General features: G+C 61.8%; 18 protein-coding genes. 7 read left to right on the forward strand and 11 right to left on the reverse strand.

From position 1 onward, the window contains the following. The first annotated feature begins 41 nt into the window (after nt 1–41). The 5 genes from CO656_RS26175 to ugpC are packed head-to-tail and all read left to right on the forward strand — an operon-like array spanning nt 42 to nt 4,405. Nucleotides 42–977, forward strand: coding sequence for a sugar ABC transporter permease (locus CO656_RS26175; RefSeq protein ID WP_097527756.1), 936 nt, complete (start codon nt 42–44; stop codon nt 975–977). After that, the gene (locus tag CO656_RS26180) at nt 974–1,801 is read left to right on the forward strand and encodes a carbohydrate ABC transporter permease (RefSeq protein WP_097527708.1); all 828 of its coding nucleotides are present in this window, start codon (nt 974–976) and stop codon (nt 1,799–1,801) included. Before CO656_RS26175 ends, CO656_RS26180 begins: the two co-directional genes overlap by 4 nt. A 2-nt stretch (nt 1,802–1,803) precedes the next feature. Further along, nucleotides 1,804–2,895 carry a Gfo/Idh/MocA family oxidoreductase gene (locus CO656_RS26185; RefSeq protein ID WP_097527709.1) on the forward strand — a complete coding sequence of 364 codons (1,092 nt, stop codon included), beginning with the start codon at nt 1,804–1,806 and terminating at the stop codon, nt 2,893–2,895. 15 nt (nt 2,896–2,910) lie between these two features. After that, complete coding sequence (locus CO656_RS26190) at nt 2,911–3,291, forward strand: cupin domain-containing protein (protein ID WP_097527710.1); 381 nt, start codon at nt 2,911–2,913, stop codon at nt 3,289–3,291. Between the two features lie 22 nt (nt 3,292–3,313). Next, on the forward strand, nt 3,314–4,405 hold the full coding sequence (gene ugpC, locus CO656_RS26195; protein WP_097527757.1) for a sn-glycerol-3-phosphate ABC transporter ATP-binding protein UgpC: 1,092 nt from the start codon (nt 3,314–3,316) through the stop codon (nt 4,403–4,405). 219 nt (nt 4,406–4,624) lie between these two features. Here ugpC and CO656_RS26200 read toward each other — a convergent pair whose 3' ends face one another. Beyond that, nucleotides 4,625–6,370, reverse strand: a complete 1,746-nt coding sequence (locus tag CO656_RS26200; RefSeq protein ID WP_097527711.1) for an adenylate/guanylate cyclase domain-containing protein — start codon at nt 6,368–6,370, stop codon at nt 4,625–4,627. 468 nt (nt 6,371–6,838) lie between these two features. On the opposite strand from CO656_RS26200, the gene CO656_RS26205 reads away from it, so the two are divergent. Together CO656_RS26205 and CO656_RS26210 are read left to right on the forward strand one after the other, a co-directional pair. Continuing rightward, nucleotides 6,839–7,093 (forward strand): type II toxin-antitoxin system Phd/YefM family antitoxin, encoded by a 255-nt coding sequence (locus CO656_RS26205; protein ID WP_097527712.1) that lies wholly within the window; start codon nt 6,839–6,841, stop codon nt 7,091–7,093. Then, nucleotides 7,090–7,512 carry a type II toxin-antitoxin system VapC family toxin gene (locus CO656_RS26210; RefSeq protein ID WP_097527713.1) on the forward strand — a complete coding sequence of 141 codons (423 nt, stop codon included), beginning with the start codon at nt 7,090–7,092 and terminating at the stop codon, nt 7,510–7,512. Before CO656_RS26205 ends, CO656_RS26210 begins: the two co-directional genes overlap by 4 nt. A 201-nt stretch (nt 7,513–7,713) precedes the next feature. Here CO656_RS26210 and CO656_RS26215 read toward each other — a convergent pair whose 3' ends face one another. The 10 genes from CO656_RS26215 to CO656_RS31325 form a co-directional block, all read right to left on the reverse strand. Next, nucleotides 7,714–8,625, reverse strand: a complete 912-nt coding sequence (locus CO656_RS26215) for an ABC transporter permease (RefSeq protein ID WP_097527714.1) — start codon at nt 8,623–8,625, stop codon at nt 7,714–7,716. Continuing rightward, nucleotides 8,622–9,722 (reverse strand): ABC transporter permease, encoded by a 1,101-nt coding sequence (locus CO656_RS26220; RefSeq protein WP_097527715.1) that lies wholly within the window; start codon nt 9,720–9,722, stop codon nt 8,622–8,624. The genes CO656_RS26215 and CO656_RS26220 overlap by 4 nt, the downstream gene beginning before the upstream one ends. After that, entirely contained in the window at nt 9,719–11,254 is a 1,536-nt protein-coding gene (locus CO656_RS26225) for an ABC transporter ATP-binding protein (RefSeq protein ID WP_097527716.1), read from the reverse strand. The genes CO656_RS26220 and CO656_RS26225 overlap by 4 nt, the downstream gene beginning before the upstream one ends. 3 nt (nt 11,255–11,257) lie before the next feature. Further along, nucleotides 11,258–12,355: a BMP family ABC transporter substrate-binding protein gene (locus CO656_RS26230; protein WP_176536700.1), complete on the reverse strand. Its 1,098-nt coding sequence runs from the start codon at nt 12,353–12,355 to the stop codon at nt 11,258–11,260. Between the two features lie 25 nt (nt 12,356–12,380). Further along, the gene (locus tag CO656_RS26235) at nt 12,381–13,760 is read right to left on the reverse strand and encodes an amidohydrolase (protein ID WP_097527718.1); all 1,380 of its coding nucleotides are present in this window, start codon (nt 13,758–13,760) and stop codon (nt 12,381–12,383) included. Between the two features lies 1 nt (nt 13,761). After that, nucleotides 13,762–14,421 (reverse strand): glutathione S-transferase family protein, encoded by a 660-nt coding sequence (locus CO656_RS26240; RefSeq protein ID WP_097527719.1) that lies wholly within the window; start codon nt 14,419–14,421, stop codon nt 13,762–13,764. Then, entirely contained in the window at nt 14,418–15,248 is an 831-nt protein-coding gene (locus tag CO656_RS26245; protein WP_097527720.1) for an aromatic ring-hydroxylating dioxygenase subunit alpha, read from the reverse strand. Before CO656_RS26245 ends, CO656_RS26240 begins: the two co-directional genes overlap by 4 nt. 11 nt (nt 15,249–15,259) lie before the next feature. Then, nucleotides 15,260–15,913 carry a Rieske 2Fe-2S domain-containing protein gene (locus CO656_RS26250; protein ID WP_097527721.1) on the reverse strand — a complete coding sequence of 218 codons (654 nt, stop codon included), beginning with the start codon at nt 15,911–15,913 and terminating at the stop codon, nt 15,260–15,262. Nucleotides 15,914–16,031: 118 nt separating this feature from the next. Next, nucleotides 16,032–16,316, reverse strand: coding sequence for an acylphosphatase (locus tag CO656_RS26255; RefSeq protein ID WP_245428546.1), 285 nt, complete (start codon nt 16,314–16,316; stop codon nt 16,032–16,034). A gap of 198 nt (nt 16,317–16,514) precedes the next feature. Further along, on the reverse strand, nt 16,515–16,649 hold the full coding sequence (locus tag CO656_RS31325) for a hypothetical protein (protein ID WP_272938881.1): 135 nt from the start codon (nt 16,647–16,649) through the stop codon (nt 16,515–16,517). Nucleotides 16,650–16,663 lie beyond the last annotated feature (14 nt).

Consider the following 16,663-nt stretch of genomic DNA (forward strand, 5'->3'; position numbering starts at 1 on the left):
CCGGAAGCAAGGTCGTGGCTCCTCTCAGGGATGCGCCTGCCGTGGCAGTACATACGGGCGGCCTGTCCGCCCGTATCTCCAAGCGCCGTACGGGCAGGCCCGCTTCGCCCGATGGCGACGCCCGAACCGCATTCTGGCTGATGGCGCCGGCGCTCGGCCTCTATGCCGTGTTCACCCTGCTGCCGATCGCCGCCACCTTCTGGCTGAGCTTCAACAGCTCGGCCGGCTTCAACACCTCGGCGAGCTTCGCCGGCTTCGGCAATTATGCCAAGGCGGCGCAGGATCCGATCGTCTGGAAGAGCCTCGTCCATACCTTCATCTGGCTCGCCTATCATGTGGTGATGGCCGGCGGCCTCGGCCTGCTGCTGGCGCTTGCCGTCAGCCGCCTCAGGATCACCCAGGTCTTCTTCCGCACCGCGTTCTTCCTGCCGCATCTGGTGTCTCTGGCCGTTGTCGGCGTCATCTGGGCCAATATCTACGATCCGTTTTTTGGTCTGCTGAACACGGCGCTGACGCGGATCGGCCTTGGCGCCTTCACGCAGGGCTGGCTTTCCGATCCCGCGCTGGTGCTCTTTTCCGTCAACGTCGCAAGCTCTTGGCAGGGTTTCGGCCTTTACATGCTGCTCTTCATCGCCGGCCTGCAGAACATTGACCGCTCGCTTTACGACGCAGCCGAAGTGGATGGCGCCAACTCTTTCCAGAAGCTGATCTATGTGACGCTGCCTGGGCTTCGCGAAATCATGACCTTCGTCGTCTCGCTGGCGATGATCAACGGTCTCAAAGGCTTCGCAACGGTCTTCGTCATGACCAATGGCGGGCCGTTCTACCAGAGCGAACTGATCACCACCTATATCTACCGGCTCGCCTTCCAGTCCCAGGATCACGGACTTGCCGCGGTGCTCTGCATCCTGCTGAGCCTTCTGGCCATTGCGATCACCATCGTCTTCAACCGCTGGCGCGCGAGGCTGTCCCAATGAGTGTGCGCAATCGCGAATGGCCGGTGGCGCTGGCGCTGACCCCTGTCCTTATCCTGATGCTCGCCCCCTTCGCCTGGCTGCTGATATCAAGTTTCAAGACCGAGGCGGAGATCGGCAGAGCCGATCCCTTCACCTGGCCCGCCGACCTGATGTGGCGGAACTATCTGGACGCCTGGCAGATCGGCGGTTTCGGCGACCTCGTCGGCAACAGCCTCATCAACCTTGTCGGCGTCGTCGTCCTGTCGCTGATCACCTGCGCGTCTGCCGGCTATGCGCTCGCCAAGATCCGCTTTCCCGGCCGGGAATGGCTGTTCTACGCCTTCATCCTCGGCCTCACCGTGCCGGTTCAGGCAATCGTCATTCCGCTCTACCAGGTGCTTTTCGGACTGAACCTCGTCAACACCCTGACCGGCATCGTGCTGGTGCAGGTCAGCAACGGCATTCCCTTTGGGATATTCCTGATGCGGAGCTTCTTCATCGGCGTGCCGGATGATCTGATCGAGGCCGCCAAGATCGACGGCGCTTCGCATTTCCAGATCCTCACCAAGGTCTTTCTGCCGATCTCCACGCCGGCGGTGCAGGCGCTCGTCATCATCAGCGCGCTCTCCACCTGGAACGATTTCTTCCTGCCGCTGATCGTGCTGATCAGCCCTGAGGTCCAAACGCTGCCGCTCGGGCTGGTCCGTTTCGCCAGCACCTATGCCTCCGATTACCGCCTGGTCTTCTCAGGGACCGTCATTTCGTTCCTGCCGATCATTCTTCTCTACATCCTGATGCAGCGCCGCTTCACCGAGGGGCTGACGCAGGGAGCAATCAAGGGTTGACCATGTCGCATCACGTCCAGCGGGAAATCCGCTACAATTTCGAATTCGACCACCGCATCAAGGCCTGCTTCATCGGCGCCGGCGGACATGCCTATCGCAATGTCTATCCGGCGCTGCGTTACGCGCCGGTCGAGCTTGCCGGCATCTGCGATCTCGATCTTGGCCGCGCCGAGAAATTCGCCAAGCTCTTCGGGGCCGGGAAGGCTTACACCGATCATCGCGAGATGCTCACGAGCGAAAAGCCGGACCTGGTCTTTCTCGTCACCGCCTATGATCCCGACGGCCGGGTGCAGGCGACCGATCTCGCGCTCGACGCGCTTGCCGCTGGCGCTCATGTCTGGATGGAGAAGCCGACGGCGGCGAGCCTCGAAGATATTGGAAGGCTGCAGGCGGCAAGTGCCGCTGCCGGCCGAATGGTGATGACCGGTCTCAAGAAGACCTTCTTCCCAACTATCGAGAAGCTCAAAGATTTGATCGGCTCGCCCGGTTTCGGCAGGCTGACCTCGATCAATGTGCGCTATCCCCAGAGCCTGCCGAAGCCTGAAGAGCGCGCCGATCTCGTCAGGATGCAGAGCTTCCTCGATCATATCTATCATCCCGGCGCGATCCTCAATTTTCTCGGCGGAGAGATCGAACGCGCTGGTTATGAATGGGAAGCGCTGACGGGGGCCACCGTCACCAACCTGCGTTTCCGCTCCGGCGCTATCGGCACGCTGCACCTTGCCGCCGGCCAATCCGGCGGCAGCATCTTCGAGCGGGTGGAGATCATCGGCGAAGGCGCCAATGCCATCGCCGAAAACGGCAGCCGGCTGACCTATTTCCGAAAGGCAGACCTGCCGTCCTACGGCCGCGCCGCAAGCTTCATCCAGCCGGATGAGAACGCCGCGCTGTTCTACGAGCCGGAGCATTCGCTCGGCCAGCTCTACAACAACAACCTCTTCTATCTCGGTTATGTGCCCGAGATCCTGCATCTGACGGATGCGATCCTTTCCGGCACATCGATCACCCGGGGCACGCTCGAAATTGCCCGCGAGATCATGAAGCTCTTCGAATTCTACCGGCGCACGGATGCCGGCGTCACCATCAATCTCTGACGGGGAGGGACCGCCTTGAGCGAGACCGATATTATTTTCAGGAAAGCAGGCGGCGAATTCATGCCGACCACATGGGGCGAACTCAACTGGAAGATCACCGGCGAGGGTACGCCCGGCGCCGAGATGACCTTCGGCACCTGCCGCATCAATCCCGGTGCACGCAACCAGCTGCACTCGCATCCCGATTGCGAGGAGATCCTCTATGTGGTTTCCGGCCTTTGCGAGCACAAGCTCGGCGACGTCCTTTATCGGCTCGAAGCCGGCGACGCGATCCGCATTCCCCGCAATGTCCGCCATTGGGCCCGCGCACTCGGCACCGAACCGCTCTTCGCCCTGATCATGTTCTCCTCCGGCACCCGGACGGCGGTCAATCATGAAGGCGAAGGCGCGGCCTGAACACGACAGGGATGGAACCATCATGGCGTCGATCGCGCTTCACAACATCCGCAAATCCTACGGCACCCTGCCTGTCATCCACGGTGTTGACGTGGATATAGACGATGGCGAGTTCATCGTGCTGGTCGGCCCCTCCGGGTGCGGCAAGTCCACACTGCTGCGCATGATTGCCGGCCTCGAAACGATCTCGGAAGGCCGGCTCTCGATCGACGGCCGCATGGTCAACGACCTGCCGTCAAAGGATCGGGACATTGCTATGGTGTTCCAGAGCTACGCGCTCTATCCGCATCTGACCGTGGCCGAGAATATGGGCTTTTCCCTGAAGCTGCGCGGCACGGCCAGGGACGAGATCGGCCGGCGGGTGCAGTCCGCCGCCAGGATTCTTGCGCTGGAACCCTATCTCGACCGACATCCGCGCCATCTCTCGGGCGGCCAACGCCAGCGTGTCGCCATGGGCCGCGCCATCGTGCGCGATCCCAAAGTGTTTCTTTTCGACGAGCCGCTTTCCAATCTCGACGCCAAGCTTCGCGTGGCGATGCGCGCCGAGATCAAGGAGCTTCACCAGCGGCTGAAAATCACCACGGTCTATGTCACTCACGACCAGACAGAGGCGATGACCATGGCCGACCGCATCGTCGTGATGCGTGACGGCATCGTTGAGCAGATCGGAACGCCGCTTGAGATCTACGACCGCCCGGCGACGACCTTCGTCGCCGGCTTCATCGGCATGCCGGCGATGAACCTGCTCAAGGGCCGCATCCAGGCCGATGCGCCTTCGATCTTCCGCATCGATAGTGGCGTCGCCATGCCGCTGTCGCTGCACCCCGGCACAGCCAATCCCGGCGAAGAACTCATCTACGGCATCAGGCCGGAACAATTCGCCATCGCCGAGGAGGGGACACCGGCGAAGATCGTCGTTGTCGAGCCGACAGGGGCAGAGACACAGGTCGTCGCCCGGATCGGGGAAGAAAACGTCAATATGCTGTTTCGCGAGCGCATTGCCGTAAGGCCTGGCGACACCATCCGCTTCACCTTGCGGGCGGCCGGTGAACACCTGTTTTCGGCCGCCACGGGCAGGCGTCTTCCCGAAGTGGGAAGCAGACGTTTTCCTTAAGTTTTGCCGAGGCTCTGATGATTGGCGCGTCCTCGACCGGCGCCATAGATTATCGCAGATAGTCGCTGCGGGTCGCGGGTTCATATCTCCTCAAGGCGAGGAATAAGAGTCGACATCCCGGACGGGGGCATGTTGCCGGCTTCCGATCGTCTCAGTCGGGTGGTGAGCGGACCTTGAGCATGCTCGCCGGAGACGCAGAATTTAGCGATTCCTATATTCCTATTTCGGTAACCCGGCGACACACATAGCGTCGATGAGGCGATCAATGTCCGCCCTGTGTCGAAATTCAAAGAGGCGTCTTACGTGGCGGGCGTTCGGCTCCCCAGCAAAGTGCTGTGGATATTCCCGCATAAACTGGGCCATATGGCGCCTAGCATCCTCCAGCTCACCGACAAATACGCAACCTGCTGCCAAAAACGCTCGCGTTTCTGGTGTCGCATCTGGCACACGCTCCCAGATTGCGACTGCCTCGGGGTATTTTCCAGCACAAAGATAGCAACCAGCCAGGAAGCACTGGTACCAAGCGGGATAGTGGGGATTGAGCCTTATTGCTGTCTGAGCCAACTCTATCGAGGCCGTACCCTCGCCGGACCAGGCCAAAATCAGAGCTGACTTCGCCAGAGTGTCAGCATCATTAGGATTGATGGCCATGGCCAGCTCAAGTTGTTCCTTTGCACGGTTGAATTCCCTCCGGCCAAGATGAACCCATCCCAGAATCACATGCGGAAGAGGGTCGGTATCATCCAGGGCGACAGCTTTCTTCGCATGATCTTCAGCCTTCTCGAGCGAACCCATCGGATCGGTGCCCCAGGCTGAATAGAACGCACCACGATCATAAGTGAGGGCCAGTCCCGCATGAGCGCGGGCATAGTTCGGGTCAAGCGCCAAGGCACTTTCAAAGAGCCGGCGAGCCTCTGAATTGGCCTCGCGCGTGTAAAGGTCGAGGCTGTGCTTGCCGTGCAGCCAATAGTCATAAGCGCGCATGCTGCCCGGCGGTTTGCGGCCAGCCTTGGCCCAATCCTCATCCTCGACGCGTACGGCGAGGGCACCTACGATGCGTCGTGTTATCTCATCCTGTACTGAGAACAGGTCCGCCAGGCGGCTGTCGTAGCGGTCGGCCCAGACATGGATGCCGGTGGTTGCGTCGATGAGCTGCGCCGATATGCGAATTTGATCGTCGTTACGGCGGACGCTCCCTTCGACGATATACTGTGCATTTAGCTCGCGGCCAACGCGCAGGATATCGGCGGCCTTGTCACGATATTGAAATGAGGAATGGCGAGCGATGACATACAACTGCTGAAAACGAGCGAGCTCCGTAATAATGTCTTCGGTGACGCCATCGCTGAAATACGCCTGCTCGGGATCGCGGCCCATGTTGTCGAACGGCAGCACTGCGATGGACGGTTTCGCAGGAAGGAGGCGCGAGTTCTTTGACATCGCTGCCGTGGTCCCGGCGAACCGAGCTCGAAATACTTGAATTGGCTTGGCTATGTTCCTGAGTTCATGAAAGCCCAGGTCATCGAACCTCAAACGCAGCTTATCAACTATGTGTTCGTGAACATTTCCTGATATGCAAACGCCGCCAGGGTCAGCCAAAGCCTCTAAACGCGCCGCAATGTTGACGCCATCCCCGAACAGGTCATCGCAATCAACCATCACGTCCCCGAGGTTGATTCCGATGCGAAACTGCATCTTGTGTCCTTCTGGGAGATCGAGCGGGATTTTGTCAATGGCGTCTTGAATTTCGATCCCAGATCGCACGGCCTCCAAAGGGCTGGCAAATTCGGCGACGAGGCTGTCGCCTGCACCGCCGAAAATGCGGCCGCCGCGCTTCTCGATCACCTTCGCGATGGCGCTCCGGCAGGCGCGGAATGCGCCATATGTGCGTTCCTCGTCGAGCTCCATCAGCCGACTGTAACCAGCGACATCGGCTGCAAGAATGGTCGCCAGTCTGCGTTCCACAGCAACGCCTCCAGGACTCTTATTAGAGATCAGCGCGATCAGTCGGCTGCACGCGAGATCCTACTACAATCCACTGTCACTTAGGACAGGTCTGGCCGACGATGCCGATCAACTATCTTTATAAGGCCTGTTTATCTGTATAAGGCTGTTTATCTGTGTCTGGCAGGTCCGCTCGTACCGGGCGCATCGCGAAATCGCCGCAATCGACCAGTTGGCGGAATAGCCTGCGAGCGACCGCTACGGGTCTAAGGGCGCCGTTCTTCACCAGCCTTGTGCGCGGCTTGTTGCGAGGATGTTCACGTTCTGGGCTAAAATGATCGCATAATGTATCAATGGAAAGCTGGGCGTGTGCAGTATTCGGATAGGACAGGAGCCGCGCCATTCAACACGGTGGATCGGGATCGAAGGCCGCTTGTTATTTATGCCCCTCATGCTATATGTAGGTAAATACCTACATGGAGGCGTGCCGTGAACATCACGACCCTTTCCAGCCGAGAGCTAAACCATGACGTCAGCAGCGCTAAGAAGGCAGCAAAAAACGGTCCGGTTATCATCACCGATCGCGGCAAGCCTTCCCATGTCCTAATGACCTATGACGAATTCGAGCGCTTGAGCGGCAAGCACCGCAGCCTCGTTGACGCGCTCGCCATGCCCGGCCTGTCGGCGATCGAGTTCGAGCCGCACCGCATCGAAATCAGACCCCGGGATGTGGACTTCTCTTGAGGTACCTACTGGATACCAATGTCGTGTCCGAATTGCGCAAGATCGGTGACGGCAAAGCCGATGCCAACGTGGTAGCATGGATCGGAGCGGAAGATGCGGCGCGCTTCTTCCTTTCGGCGATCACGATTCTTGAATTGGAGCGCGGTGTACTCGGCGTGCAGCGCCGGGACGCCTCCCAGGGTGCCCGGCTGCGCTCTTGGCTCGATGGCCATGTGCGCCCGGAATTCGCAGGCCGCATTCTGCCGATCGACGATGCAGTTGCGACACGTTGCGCGCACCTGCACATCCCCGGCCGGCGCAACGAGGCCGATGCGCTGATTGCCGCGACCGCTCTGGTCCACGACATGACCGTGGTGACACGCAACACCAAGGATTTCGAAGGCACTGGCGTCGTTTTGGTCGATCCCTGGCAGAGCTGACGGTATCGCTCGTGCTCGGGTTCGAGGCCCATCGGTCTTGAGCACAGCTGGGCGGCAATTCTGTGGGGGTGCCGGGGTCAGTGTAAGCTCGACTAAATTGGGCGATCGACTGACATTCCCGCCGTCTATTGCGTCCGATTGCAGGGTCGCCTTTTCGATTCTCCTCAAGGGCGAGATTTTGCGTGGCACACCCGTGTTATACTAACGTTCGAAGGGTTCGCCGAGCGAGGCGACGCCGTTCAGCTTCAGCAGGCGGCGATCTGCCGAAATAATGCCGAGCACGAGGATGGTGACGAGGTAGGGCAGGCTCGCCAGCAGTTGTGACGGAACGTCCAGTCCGGACGCCTGGGCTGCGAGACCCATCAGCGATACGGCGCCGAAGAGGCATGCGCCGAGGAAGATCCGGCCGGTGAGCCACGTTCCGAACACGACGAGCGCGATCGCGATCCAGCCACGCCCGGCGATCATCCCGTCGGCCCAAAGCGGTGTGTAAACCACCGCCGCGTAGGCGCCAGCAAAGCCTGCCATCGTCCCGCCAAATGCAACAGCGGCGAAGCGGACGGTGATCACCGAATAGCCGATGGCGTGGGCGGCCTTGGGGTTCTCGCCGATGGCCCGGACGACGAGACCGATCTTGGTATAGGCAAACGTCGCCCATATGGCGAAGGTTGCTGCAAGGGAAAGCCATACGACGACGTCCTGGATGAAGAGGCCGCCGACTAGCGGAATTTCGGAAAGCCATGGAAGTCCAAGCTTTGGAAGCCCCTTGACCGTGAGGCTCTCATAGGACTTGCCGAAAAGCGCCGAGAGACCTTGGCCGAGGATGCCTATGGCAAGGCCCGTGGCCACTTGGTTCGCCCGAAATCCGAGCGCGATGACGGCAAAAACAAGGGAAAGGACGGCGCTGCCGAGGCCGGCGGCGATGAAACCCAGAAAATGTCCCCCGCCATGATGGACGATGACGAAGGCGAGCACAGCGCCAAACGCCATCAAGCCCTCCACGCCGAGGTTGAGGACCCCGGCTCGCTCGACCACCAGCTCCCCGAGCGCCGCCAGCAGAAACGGCGTCGCAGCCGCGAGCATGCCGGCAAGAATGAACTCGATGGCGTTCATGGTTGGCTCCGGTAGGCGGCACGGCGCCATTCGAGACGGTACCGCACGAAGGCGACGGCGACGAGGTAGGCGAGAAGAAGGCTGCCCTGAAAGACGCGCACTGCGGCGATCGGCAGGTTTGCCGATACCATGGCATTGTCCCCCCCGATATAGAGGACCGCCATGCACAGCGCCGAGACAACGATGCCGATCGGATGCAGGCCGCTGAGATAGGCGACGATAATGGCCGCATAGCCATAACCGGTCGAAATCGAGCGCTGCAACTGGCCGAGGGGACCGGCGACCTCGGCTGCGCCAGCGAGGCCGGCGGCGCATCCGCCGATGAGAAGGGAAAGCCAGATCGCCCATCCTTCGTTGAAGCCGGCGTAACTGGCGGCACGGGGCGCCAAGCCTCCGACCTGGAGCTTGTAGCCGATGAAACTCTTCTGCATCAAGATCCATGCCGCGATCGATAAGGCGATTGTCAGGAGCAGTGAGACGTTGACGCGCGTACCGGGGATCAGGATCGGCACCATCGCGTCATACTGGAACATCACCGACTGGGGGAAGTTGAAGCCGTTGGGATCCTTCCAGGGGCCGAGGAGCAGGTAATTGAGGAACTGCGCGGCAACGAGGGTCAGCATCAGGGAAACGAGTATTTCGTTCGCATTGAGCTTGACGCGCCAGAAGGCGGTAACCGAAGCCCATAGGGCGCCACCGAGAGCGCCAAGGAGAAGCATGACGGGCCAGACCCACTGACCTGTTGCTTGCGGAAACCATACGGGGATGGCGGAGGCGAATATCGCGCCCAGAATGAACTGGCCCTCGGCACCGATGTTGAAGACTTTCGCGCGAAAGCCGATCGCAAGGCCCTGTGCGATGAGGAGGAGGGGACCTGTCTTCAACAGCACTTCCGAGAACGAGGCCCAGGAGAGGAAGGGCTCGAGAAGCATGGCATAGACGACTGCCACGGGATCGCGGCCCATCAGCACGTAGAGCCCGAGATTGACAACGGTCGCCGCGGCGAGCGCGACCGGAGGCGCAATGAGGGTAGCGGCAAGCGAGCCGCGCTCCCGGCGGACAAGGACTGGAAGGAAGGCCGCGGAGAAAGCGCTCATGCCAAGGCCTTTCGGTCTGCAGTTTGGGATGCAGCATGTGCTCCCATCATATATCGGCCGATCTCCTCGGGTCGCGTGGCCTGCGTGACGAGTGGCGGGCCAAGCCGGCCGTGGTGCAGCACCTGGATGGAATCGCAAAGTTCGAAAAGCTCCTCGAGCTCCTCGGAAATGACCAGGATTGCCAGGCCTTCGTTGCGCAGCGTGATGAGCCGCCTGCGGATGGCGGATGCGGCCCCGATGTCGACACCCCAGGTCGGCTGCGCCACGAACAGCAGTTTCGGAGAGAGCATGATCTCGCGGCCAACGATGAACTTCTGCAGATTGCCCCCTGAAAGCGCGCCGGCTTCTGCTTCCGGGCCGGGCGTGCGGACATCGTATTGGCGGATGCACGCCTGGGTGAACGCCGTCGCCTTCGCCTTGTTGACGAGACCGCGCCTGAGAAGGTTGAGCGGATGCGCGGTCAGCAAGCTGTTCATGACGAGCGACATTTCCGGTACGGCGCCGCGTCCGAGCCGGTCTTCGGGAACGAACGCAAATCCCAACAGCCGACGGGCAGCCGCATGGAGCGTGCCTACGTCCTTGCCCATCATGTAGATCCGGTCGCGCTGTTCTCGCGGCAGCACCGCCTCACCGGAGATCAGCGCGGCAAGCTCGCTTTGCCCGTTGCCCGAAATCCCGGCTATTCCGAGGATTTCACCGGCACGCACCGTCAGGCTGATATCGGTGAGCGGCACGGCAAAGGGGTCGTCCGGCCGATAGTCCAGGCCGATGATTTCGAGGCACTTTTCGCCGCCAGACTGGGGCAGCGCCTCCATCGGTTCCGGCATGTCGCGGCCGATCATCATCCGTGCAAGGTCATGCGCATCGTGTTCGCGCGGGTCCACATCTCCGGTGACGCGCCCGCCGCGCAGGATGGTCGCCCTATCGCAGATCGCCCGAATTTCCTCCAGCTTGTGGGAGATGTACAGGATGGAAACGCCGCCGTCCCGCAGGCGACGCAAGGTGTCGAAGAGCTTGTCCACCGCTTGCGGCGGCAGGACGGAGGTCGGTTCGTCGAGGATCAGCAGCTTCGGATTGGTCATCAGGCATCGGATGATCTCCACCCGCTGCCGCTCGCCGACGGAAAGCGTATGCACATGGGCAAGCGCGTCGACCTCGAGGCCGAAGTCGCGTCCGAACGTCCGGATGCGTTGCACGAGATCGGCTTTCCGGCCCGGCACGACCAGCCGGATATTCTCCACGACGGTCAGGGTCTCGAAGAGCGAGAAGTGCTGGAAGACCATGCCGATCCCCTGGCGCCTCGCCTCCGCAGGGGAGGCAAGGCTCAAAGGCTCTCCGGCCCAGACGACGGTACCGCCGTCTGGCTGCTCGACGCCTGAGATCAGCTTCATCAGCGTCGATTTCCCCGCCCCGTTCTCGCCGAGGATCGCGTGGACCGACTGCGGGGCCACATCCAGATCGATATCCTGGTTGGCTCTAATCTGTCCGTAGCTTTTGGAAATGCCGCGGAGCGACAGCAAGGGCGCGGTCATGGCTCACTTTGGCAGAGGGGTGGCGACGCCCTTGACGTGCCAGTCCATCGCGACGATTTCGCCATCCGTGAGCGTTGCACCGGCGGCCACCCCTTGGTTGCCGGCGGCCTTGGTGATCGGCCCGATAAAGGGTGAGAAGCTGGCATCGGCAATCTTCGCCTCGATCGCCTTGATCTTGGTCATGACGTCGGCCGGGATATCCGGGTTCCAGTCGACGACCTCAACGACCGCGTCGGATACGCCGAGGAAGGCGTTGGCGCCCTTGAACGTGCCGGCGACATGGGCGTCGACCGAGGCCTTAAAGAAGGGCGACCAATCCGTCGCCACGCAGCCGAGATAGGTCTTGGGCGCGTATTTCTTCATCGACGAGTTGAGATTGAACGCATAGACGCCGGCCTCCTCGCAGGCCGAGATAACGGACGGCGTGTCCTGTGCGTTGGAGAAGATCACGTCGCATTTCTGCGCCATCAAAGCCTTGGCGGCCTCCTGCTCCTTGGCCGGATCGAACCACGAGTTCACCCATACGACCGACACCTCGACATCGGGGTTCACGGCTTGCGCGCCGAGCGTGAAGGCGTTGATGGAGGTGATCAGCTCCGGGATGGCGAAGGCGGAGACCGAGCCCAGCTTGCCGGTCTTGGAAAGCGCAGCGGCAGCCATGCCGAGCAGGTAGGTCCCCTGAAAATACTTGGCCGCGAAGGGCGAGAAGTTCGGAGCCACCTGGAAGCCGGACGCGTGCAGCACGGTGACGGCCGGATTGCGGCGAGCGATCTGCAGGGCGCCGTTCTGGTAGCCGAAGGAGCCGGCGATCAGGAAGTTGTTCCCGTCGGAGACCGTCTTGTTCATGATACGGTCGGCATCGGGACCTTCCGGGATGTTCTCGATGACGGTGACCTTCACCTTGTCTCCGTAGGCGGCCTTGACCGGCTCGAGGCCCGCGGCAAGAGCATGACCCCAGCCGACGTCGCCGACCGGCGAGGGGATCACGAGGGTGATTCCGAGCGGCTCTTCGGCGGCCATGGCGGCCCGACCGCCAAGCATGCCTGTGAGACCGGCGGCGGCAACGCCCTTCATCAGTGTTCTGCGAGTTACATTGTTCAGCATGTCAGTTCCCCTGTTTTGAATTCTAGAATTCCACCGTCGCGAGAGCGGCCTCGGCCTCGGCGAACAGCCGCGGCTCGTCGAGCCCGACGAATTCGCCCTTCGCCCAGACGATGCGGCCGTTGATCATTGTCATGTCAGTGGGCATGCCGATGCCGACCTTGGCAATCAGGCTCAGCGGATCATGCCGCGTGCCGACGTAGTCCATGCGCCGCGTGTCGATCGCAAAAAGATCGGCGGCCATGCCAGGAGCAAGGCGGCCGATGTCGCGGCGGCCGAGGAGGGCGGCGCCGCCGGTCGTCGCATAGCCGAGGAAATCCGCCGGGGGCGGCACGGGATGCGCGCGCGTCGATGCCGTCAGGCACTGCAGCATGTAGGCGGAGTGCACGCAGTGCATCAGGTTCGAGTTGTCGTTCGAGGCCGCGCCGTCGCAGCCGAGACCCACGCGCAGACCAAGGGCCGACATCGCCGGAATGTCGGTAATCTCGGCGCCGACCAGATAGACCGGCTCCGGGCAGTGCGAGACGCCGGTGCCGCTCGCCGCCATCGTCCGCAACTCGTCCTGGGTGAGTTCCCAGCAATGGGCATAGAAGGTGTCGGGACCGGCAAATCCGAGTTCCGCGCAGTAATCGACCGTCCGCATGCCGTGCCGGGCCTCAACGACCGGGCTCTCGCCTTCGCCCACATGCGTGTGCATCTGCACGCCGCGATCGCGCGCCAGTGCGACCGACTCCACGAAGGTCTCGCGGTAGCAATTGACGGGCTGGCAGGGCGCAACCACGAGCTGCCGCATGCTGAAGGGGCTGGCATCCTGGTAGGTGTCGATCAGCCGCGCGCAATCGGCGATGAACTCGTCCGTCGTTTCCAGCATGGCATCGGGGATCGTTGAGCCTTCGGATTTCGGCAGCGTGTTGCCGCCACGTCCGGCATGGAAACGCATGCCCAGAAGGTCGGCAGCCTCGAACTGACGGTCGATCAGCCGTTTGCCGGCGTGCCGCGGGAAGCAGTACTGGTGGTCGAAGGCCGTGGTGCAGCCGTGCTTGATCATCTCGGCCATCGCCGTAACCGAGGCGTGGTAGAAACAGTCCTCGTTGAGCCGCGAAAACATCGGATAGATGCGGTCGAGCCATTCGATGACCGACAGCTTCGTCCAATCGAGATCCGCACGGTTGCGGACGAAACACTGGAAGAAGTGGTGGTGGGTGTTGACAAGCCCCGGATAAACGAACCAGCCGGCGGCGTCCTGCGTGATCGTCCCGGCCGGTAGCGGTCCTTTGTGAAGGTTTTCGCCGATTGCCTCTATCGCGGGGCCATTCGTCAGGAGATCCACGTTCCGGTGGACGCTCGGACCCTTGCCCTCGTCGACGATGACGGCCGCGCAGTTTTTGAGAAGGTAACCGGCCATGTCACACCTCGTCCGGTTCGACGAGGGGGTCGGGCTTCAGCTCGTGTAGCCGATGGATTCCGGGCATCTCGATGAAGTTGTCGAGGCCGCGGATCGCGCGGGACCATAGCCTTATAGCGGGGTAGGGGTCGAGCGGGATGCCGCCGTCCGGCGCGAGCACCACGTAGGGGAAGCATGCGATATCGGCAACCGTCGGCCGGTCGGAGGCGAGGAACCGCATGCCGCGCAGGCGCTGTTCGACCAGCCCCGCCTCCAGCTCGCGAAGCGCCGCTATGCCCTGCGCCTGGAGCGCGCCGATGTCGCCCGACCGCAGGAGCATTTGGTGAAGGCGCGCGCCGCCGAGGCTGGCGGTCAGCCGGTGTGCGAAGGAAAGCCACTGCTGGATACGCGCCACTTCCTCCGGTGCGCCGCTGCCGAGCCATTCCGGCGCGGCCTTGGCGGCAAGATAGGCGAGCATGGCGGCGGATTCAGTCAGGATCAGGTCACCCTCCTCGAGGATCGGGATGGATCCCGCCGGATTGAGCGACATGAGCTCGGTGCCGCGATGCTCGGCGCCGGGATGAAAGTCGACCGCTCTGATTTCCAGCTTCACGCCGGTCAGTGCCGCCATCAGGCGCACCTTGTAGCAGCTCGGTGAAAGGACGTAATCGTAGAGCTTCATTGCGCCACCAGCTGTGCGCCGTAGGTATAGTTGTGGCGTTTCAGCCAGCGCCTGTAGGCGACCGAGGTAAGGTCGGCTGTCGTGGGGATTTCCATTCCGGGATCGAGCGGCAGGAGCCGGGGGATCTGGTTTTCGAGGATCGACCGGTCCTGCAGGAAGATCGTCTGCTGGAAGTGGATGAGGTCGGTCATCGGTGTGACATCGTCGAAGAGCGCCATCCACGGCCAGACGTCGCACAGGTCTTCGGCGAGCGGCTGGACGAAGAGGGTGATGACGTCCCATTCCCCGGGGCGGACCGGACAGGTCTTGTAGAGAACGGAGCAGGTCGGTGCCGGCACGCGGTACATGTATTCCGTCGTGATGCCGCCGCTTGCCGATTTGGCAGCCTGCGGCTGGTAGAATTTCACCTGTGTTGCCCAGACCTCATCCTCGTGCTGCCGGATTTCGACCTTGTAGTCCTGCACTTCCGTGTGCGGCTCTGCGCCCAGGATGTCGGTATGCACAAAGGGGAAATGCGCGATGTCGAGGAAGTTCTCGACCGCCCGCAGCGGCGAGCAGCGCACGCGGACCACGCCGACATCGACGAGCCGGCGGCCGGGCTGGTCAGCCTCGGGAATCGCGAAAAGATCCTTCCGAGGCTTGCCGAGAGAGGACCAGACATGGCCGTAGCGGACGCAAACGGGAAGAGTCCGCCCATCGCCGGACGTCACCCTCGCGTGGCCCTCGGCGTCGAGCACCACCTCGATGGGCTCTCCCATCAGGGCGGTCCTGCGTCCGTTCACGTCGAGCTGGCTGAAAAGGCCGACCGGATACCACTCGTCGATCATCGTGTCCTGGATTATGGCGCGGTCCCTTTCGTCTGAAGATCTTCGGCTATCCGCCGCAAGGTCTCAACGGCGCGTGACGCAGCGATGCGCTGGGGCGGAGTGCTTTTATTGTCCAACAGAACATGGATCAGCGTCTGTTCGTCTCCCTGCGGGACGAGCAGCAGCCGGATTTTCTGCGTATCCTGCGCTTGCCAGACAAGGCCGTCGGCACCCGCCTTTGCGCCGGCCGCGGCCTCGACCGCCGCAACACCGGCATGTGCTGTCAGTGAGCGCAGGGGAATGACGCCTTCAAGCCGCGGGGGCTGAGCGGTGGGTACTCCCACGGCAACCCAGATGACGCCGCCGGACTCTTCAACCTCATGCATTTCTACACGTATTGTTTCCGGCGGCGTGAGACCCGGATGGGCCGGGATACGCAAGCAGTTTCCGGTCCGGGCGTAACTCCAACCGTGATAGATGCAGGAAAGGGCCTCGCCACGCACGAAGCCATGGGAAAGGCGCATGCCGCGATGGGGACACCGGTCCGCCGAGGCGGCGGCGCGGCCCGACTGACTTCGCCAGAGGGCGATCGACCCGGCTGGTGTCCGTGCGGGCATCACGGTTCCCGCTGGCAAATCCGCGGAAAGGGCAACTGGTGTCCAAGAGCCCGTCTTGCCGGACAGCATGAATATACTTTCCAAATAATACCAACACCTTAGCCTAGCGAAGAACCCGAAGCCGACGGGATGACTTGCGGCTCAGTGTTGCCACGCTTGCATAAGTTTTCTGCATTTGCAACTTTGATTAAATAAGCGGCAGATATAGCTGTGGACGGTCAAGAGTCCGGTCGCGGCCCTGGTCGCCACCGCCGTCAACCGGTGTGCGGTGTATCGTCTCGACCCGGACGTCGAAGGGCCCGAGCGAACATCCGATCTCCATCATGTCGATCAGATCCACCGGTCCGGCGACCTCGAGTTCGATCCGGTTGGGACTGGTATGGGAGATGGACTGCGAGAGCCCGAGCTTGGCGGCATGGCGCCAGATCCAGGGGACGAAGGAGACGGCGTCAAGATCGCCAAGGATGGTCATCCGCTCCCGGGAGTGGCTCTGATGTCGCTCCGTCATAAGGCCTCGCGCTTGGTATATTGGCTTACAGCATAGCGCCTGAATGAACTTGCGAAAGGGTAATCGACGAACGGATAAGGCTTCACGGCGATGCAGAGAGTGTGCCCCCCGCCCTGAAAGTAATCCGTGCCCAGCTCTGCGTGACGTTTACGCACCGCGCTTTCAAGGCTCCTTCCGCGTGTTGAATGTGCGCCGAAGCAAGGCGCGGTCCAAGGCCTTAAGACCAGCAAAGCGGAAAGCCATGCCCGCGAAGACGAGCTTTCGCCAGTAAATCAAGATATTGGTAATGGCACGCATATCCATCTCCTCAC

The sequence above is a fragment of the Sinorhizobium sp. FG01 genome (assembly GCF_002531875.1).
Taxonomy (GTDB): Bacteria; Pseudomonadota; Alphaproteobacteria; order Rhizobiales; family Rhizobiaceae; genus Sinorhizobium; species Sinorhizobium fredii_C.

Excerpts from the sequence above, each read along its gene's own strand:
- CO656_RS26240 (WP_097527719.1), bottom strand. The coding sequence starts at position 14,421 with ATGAAGCTCTACGATTACGTCCTTTCACCGAGCTGCTACAAGGTGCGC.
- CO656_RS26185 (WP_097527709.1), top strand. The coding sequence starts at position 1,804 with ATGTCGCATCACGTCCAGCGGGAAATCCGCTACAATTTCGAATTCGAC.
- CO656_RS26255 (WP_245428546.1), bottom strand. The coding sequence starts at position 16,316 with ATGACCATCCTTGGCGATCTTGACGCCGTCTCCTTCGTCCCCTGGATC.
- CO656_RS26250 (WP_097527721.1), bottom strand. The coding sequence starts at position 15,913 with ATGCTGTCCGGCAAGACGGGCTCTTGGACACCAGTTGCCCTTTCCGCG.
- CO656_RS26215 (WP_097527714.1), bottom strand. The coding sequence starts at position 8,625 with ATGAACGCCATCGAGTTCATTCTTGCCGGCATGCTCGCGGCTGCGACG.
- CO656_RS26245 (WP_097527720.1), bottom strand. The coding sequence starts at position 15,248 with ATGATCGACGAGTGGTATCCGGTCGGCCTTTTCAGCCAGCTCGACGTG.
- CO656_RS26180 (WP_097527708.1), top strand. The coding sequence starts at position 974 with ATGAGTGTGCGCAATCGCGAATGGCCGGTGGCGCTGGCGCTGACCCCT.
- CO656_RS26235 (WP_097527718.1), bottom strand. The coding sequence starts at position 13,760 with ATGGCCGGTTACCTTCTCAAAAACTGCGCGGCCGTCATCGTCGACGAG.
- ugpC (WP_097527757.1), top strand. The coding sequence starts at position 3,314 with ATGGCGTCGATCGCGCTTCACAACATCCGCAAATCCTACGGCACCCTG.
- CO656_RS26220 (WP_097527715.1), bottom strand. The coding sequence starts at position 9,722 with ATGAGCGCTTTCTCCGCGGCCTTCCTTCCAGTCCTTGTCCGCCGGGAG.
- CO656_RS26225 (WP_097527716.1), bottom strand. The coding sequence starts at position 11,254 with ATGACCGCGCCCTTGCTGTCGCTCCGCGGCATTTCCAAAAGCTACGGA.
- CO656_RS31325 (WP_272938881.1), bottom strand. The coding sequence starts at position 16,649 with ATGCGTGCCATTACCAATATCTTGATTTACTGGCGAAAGCTCGTCTTC.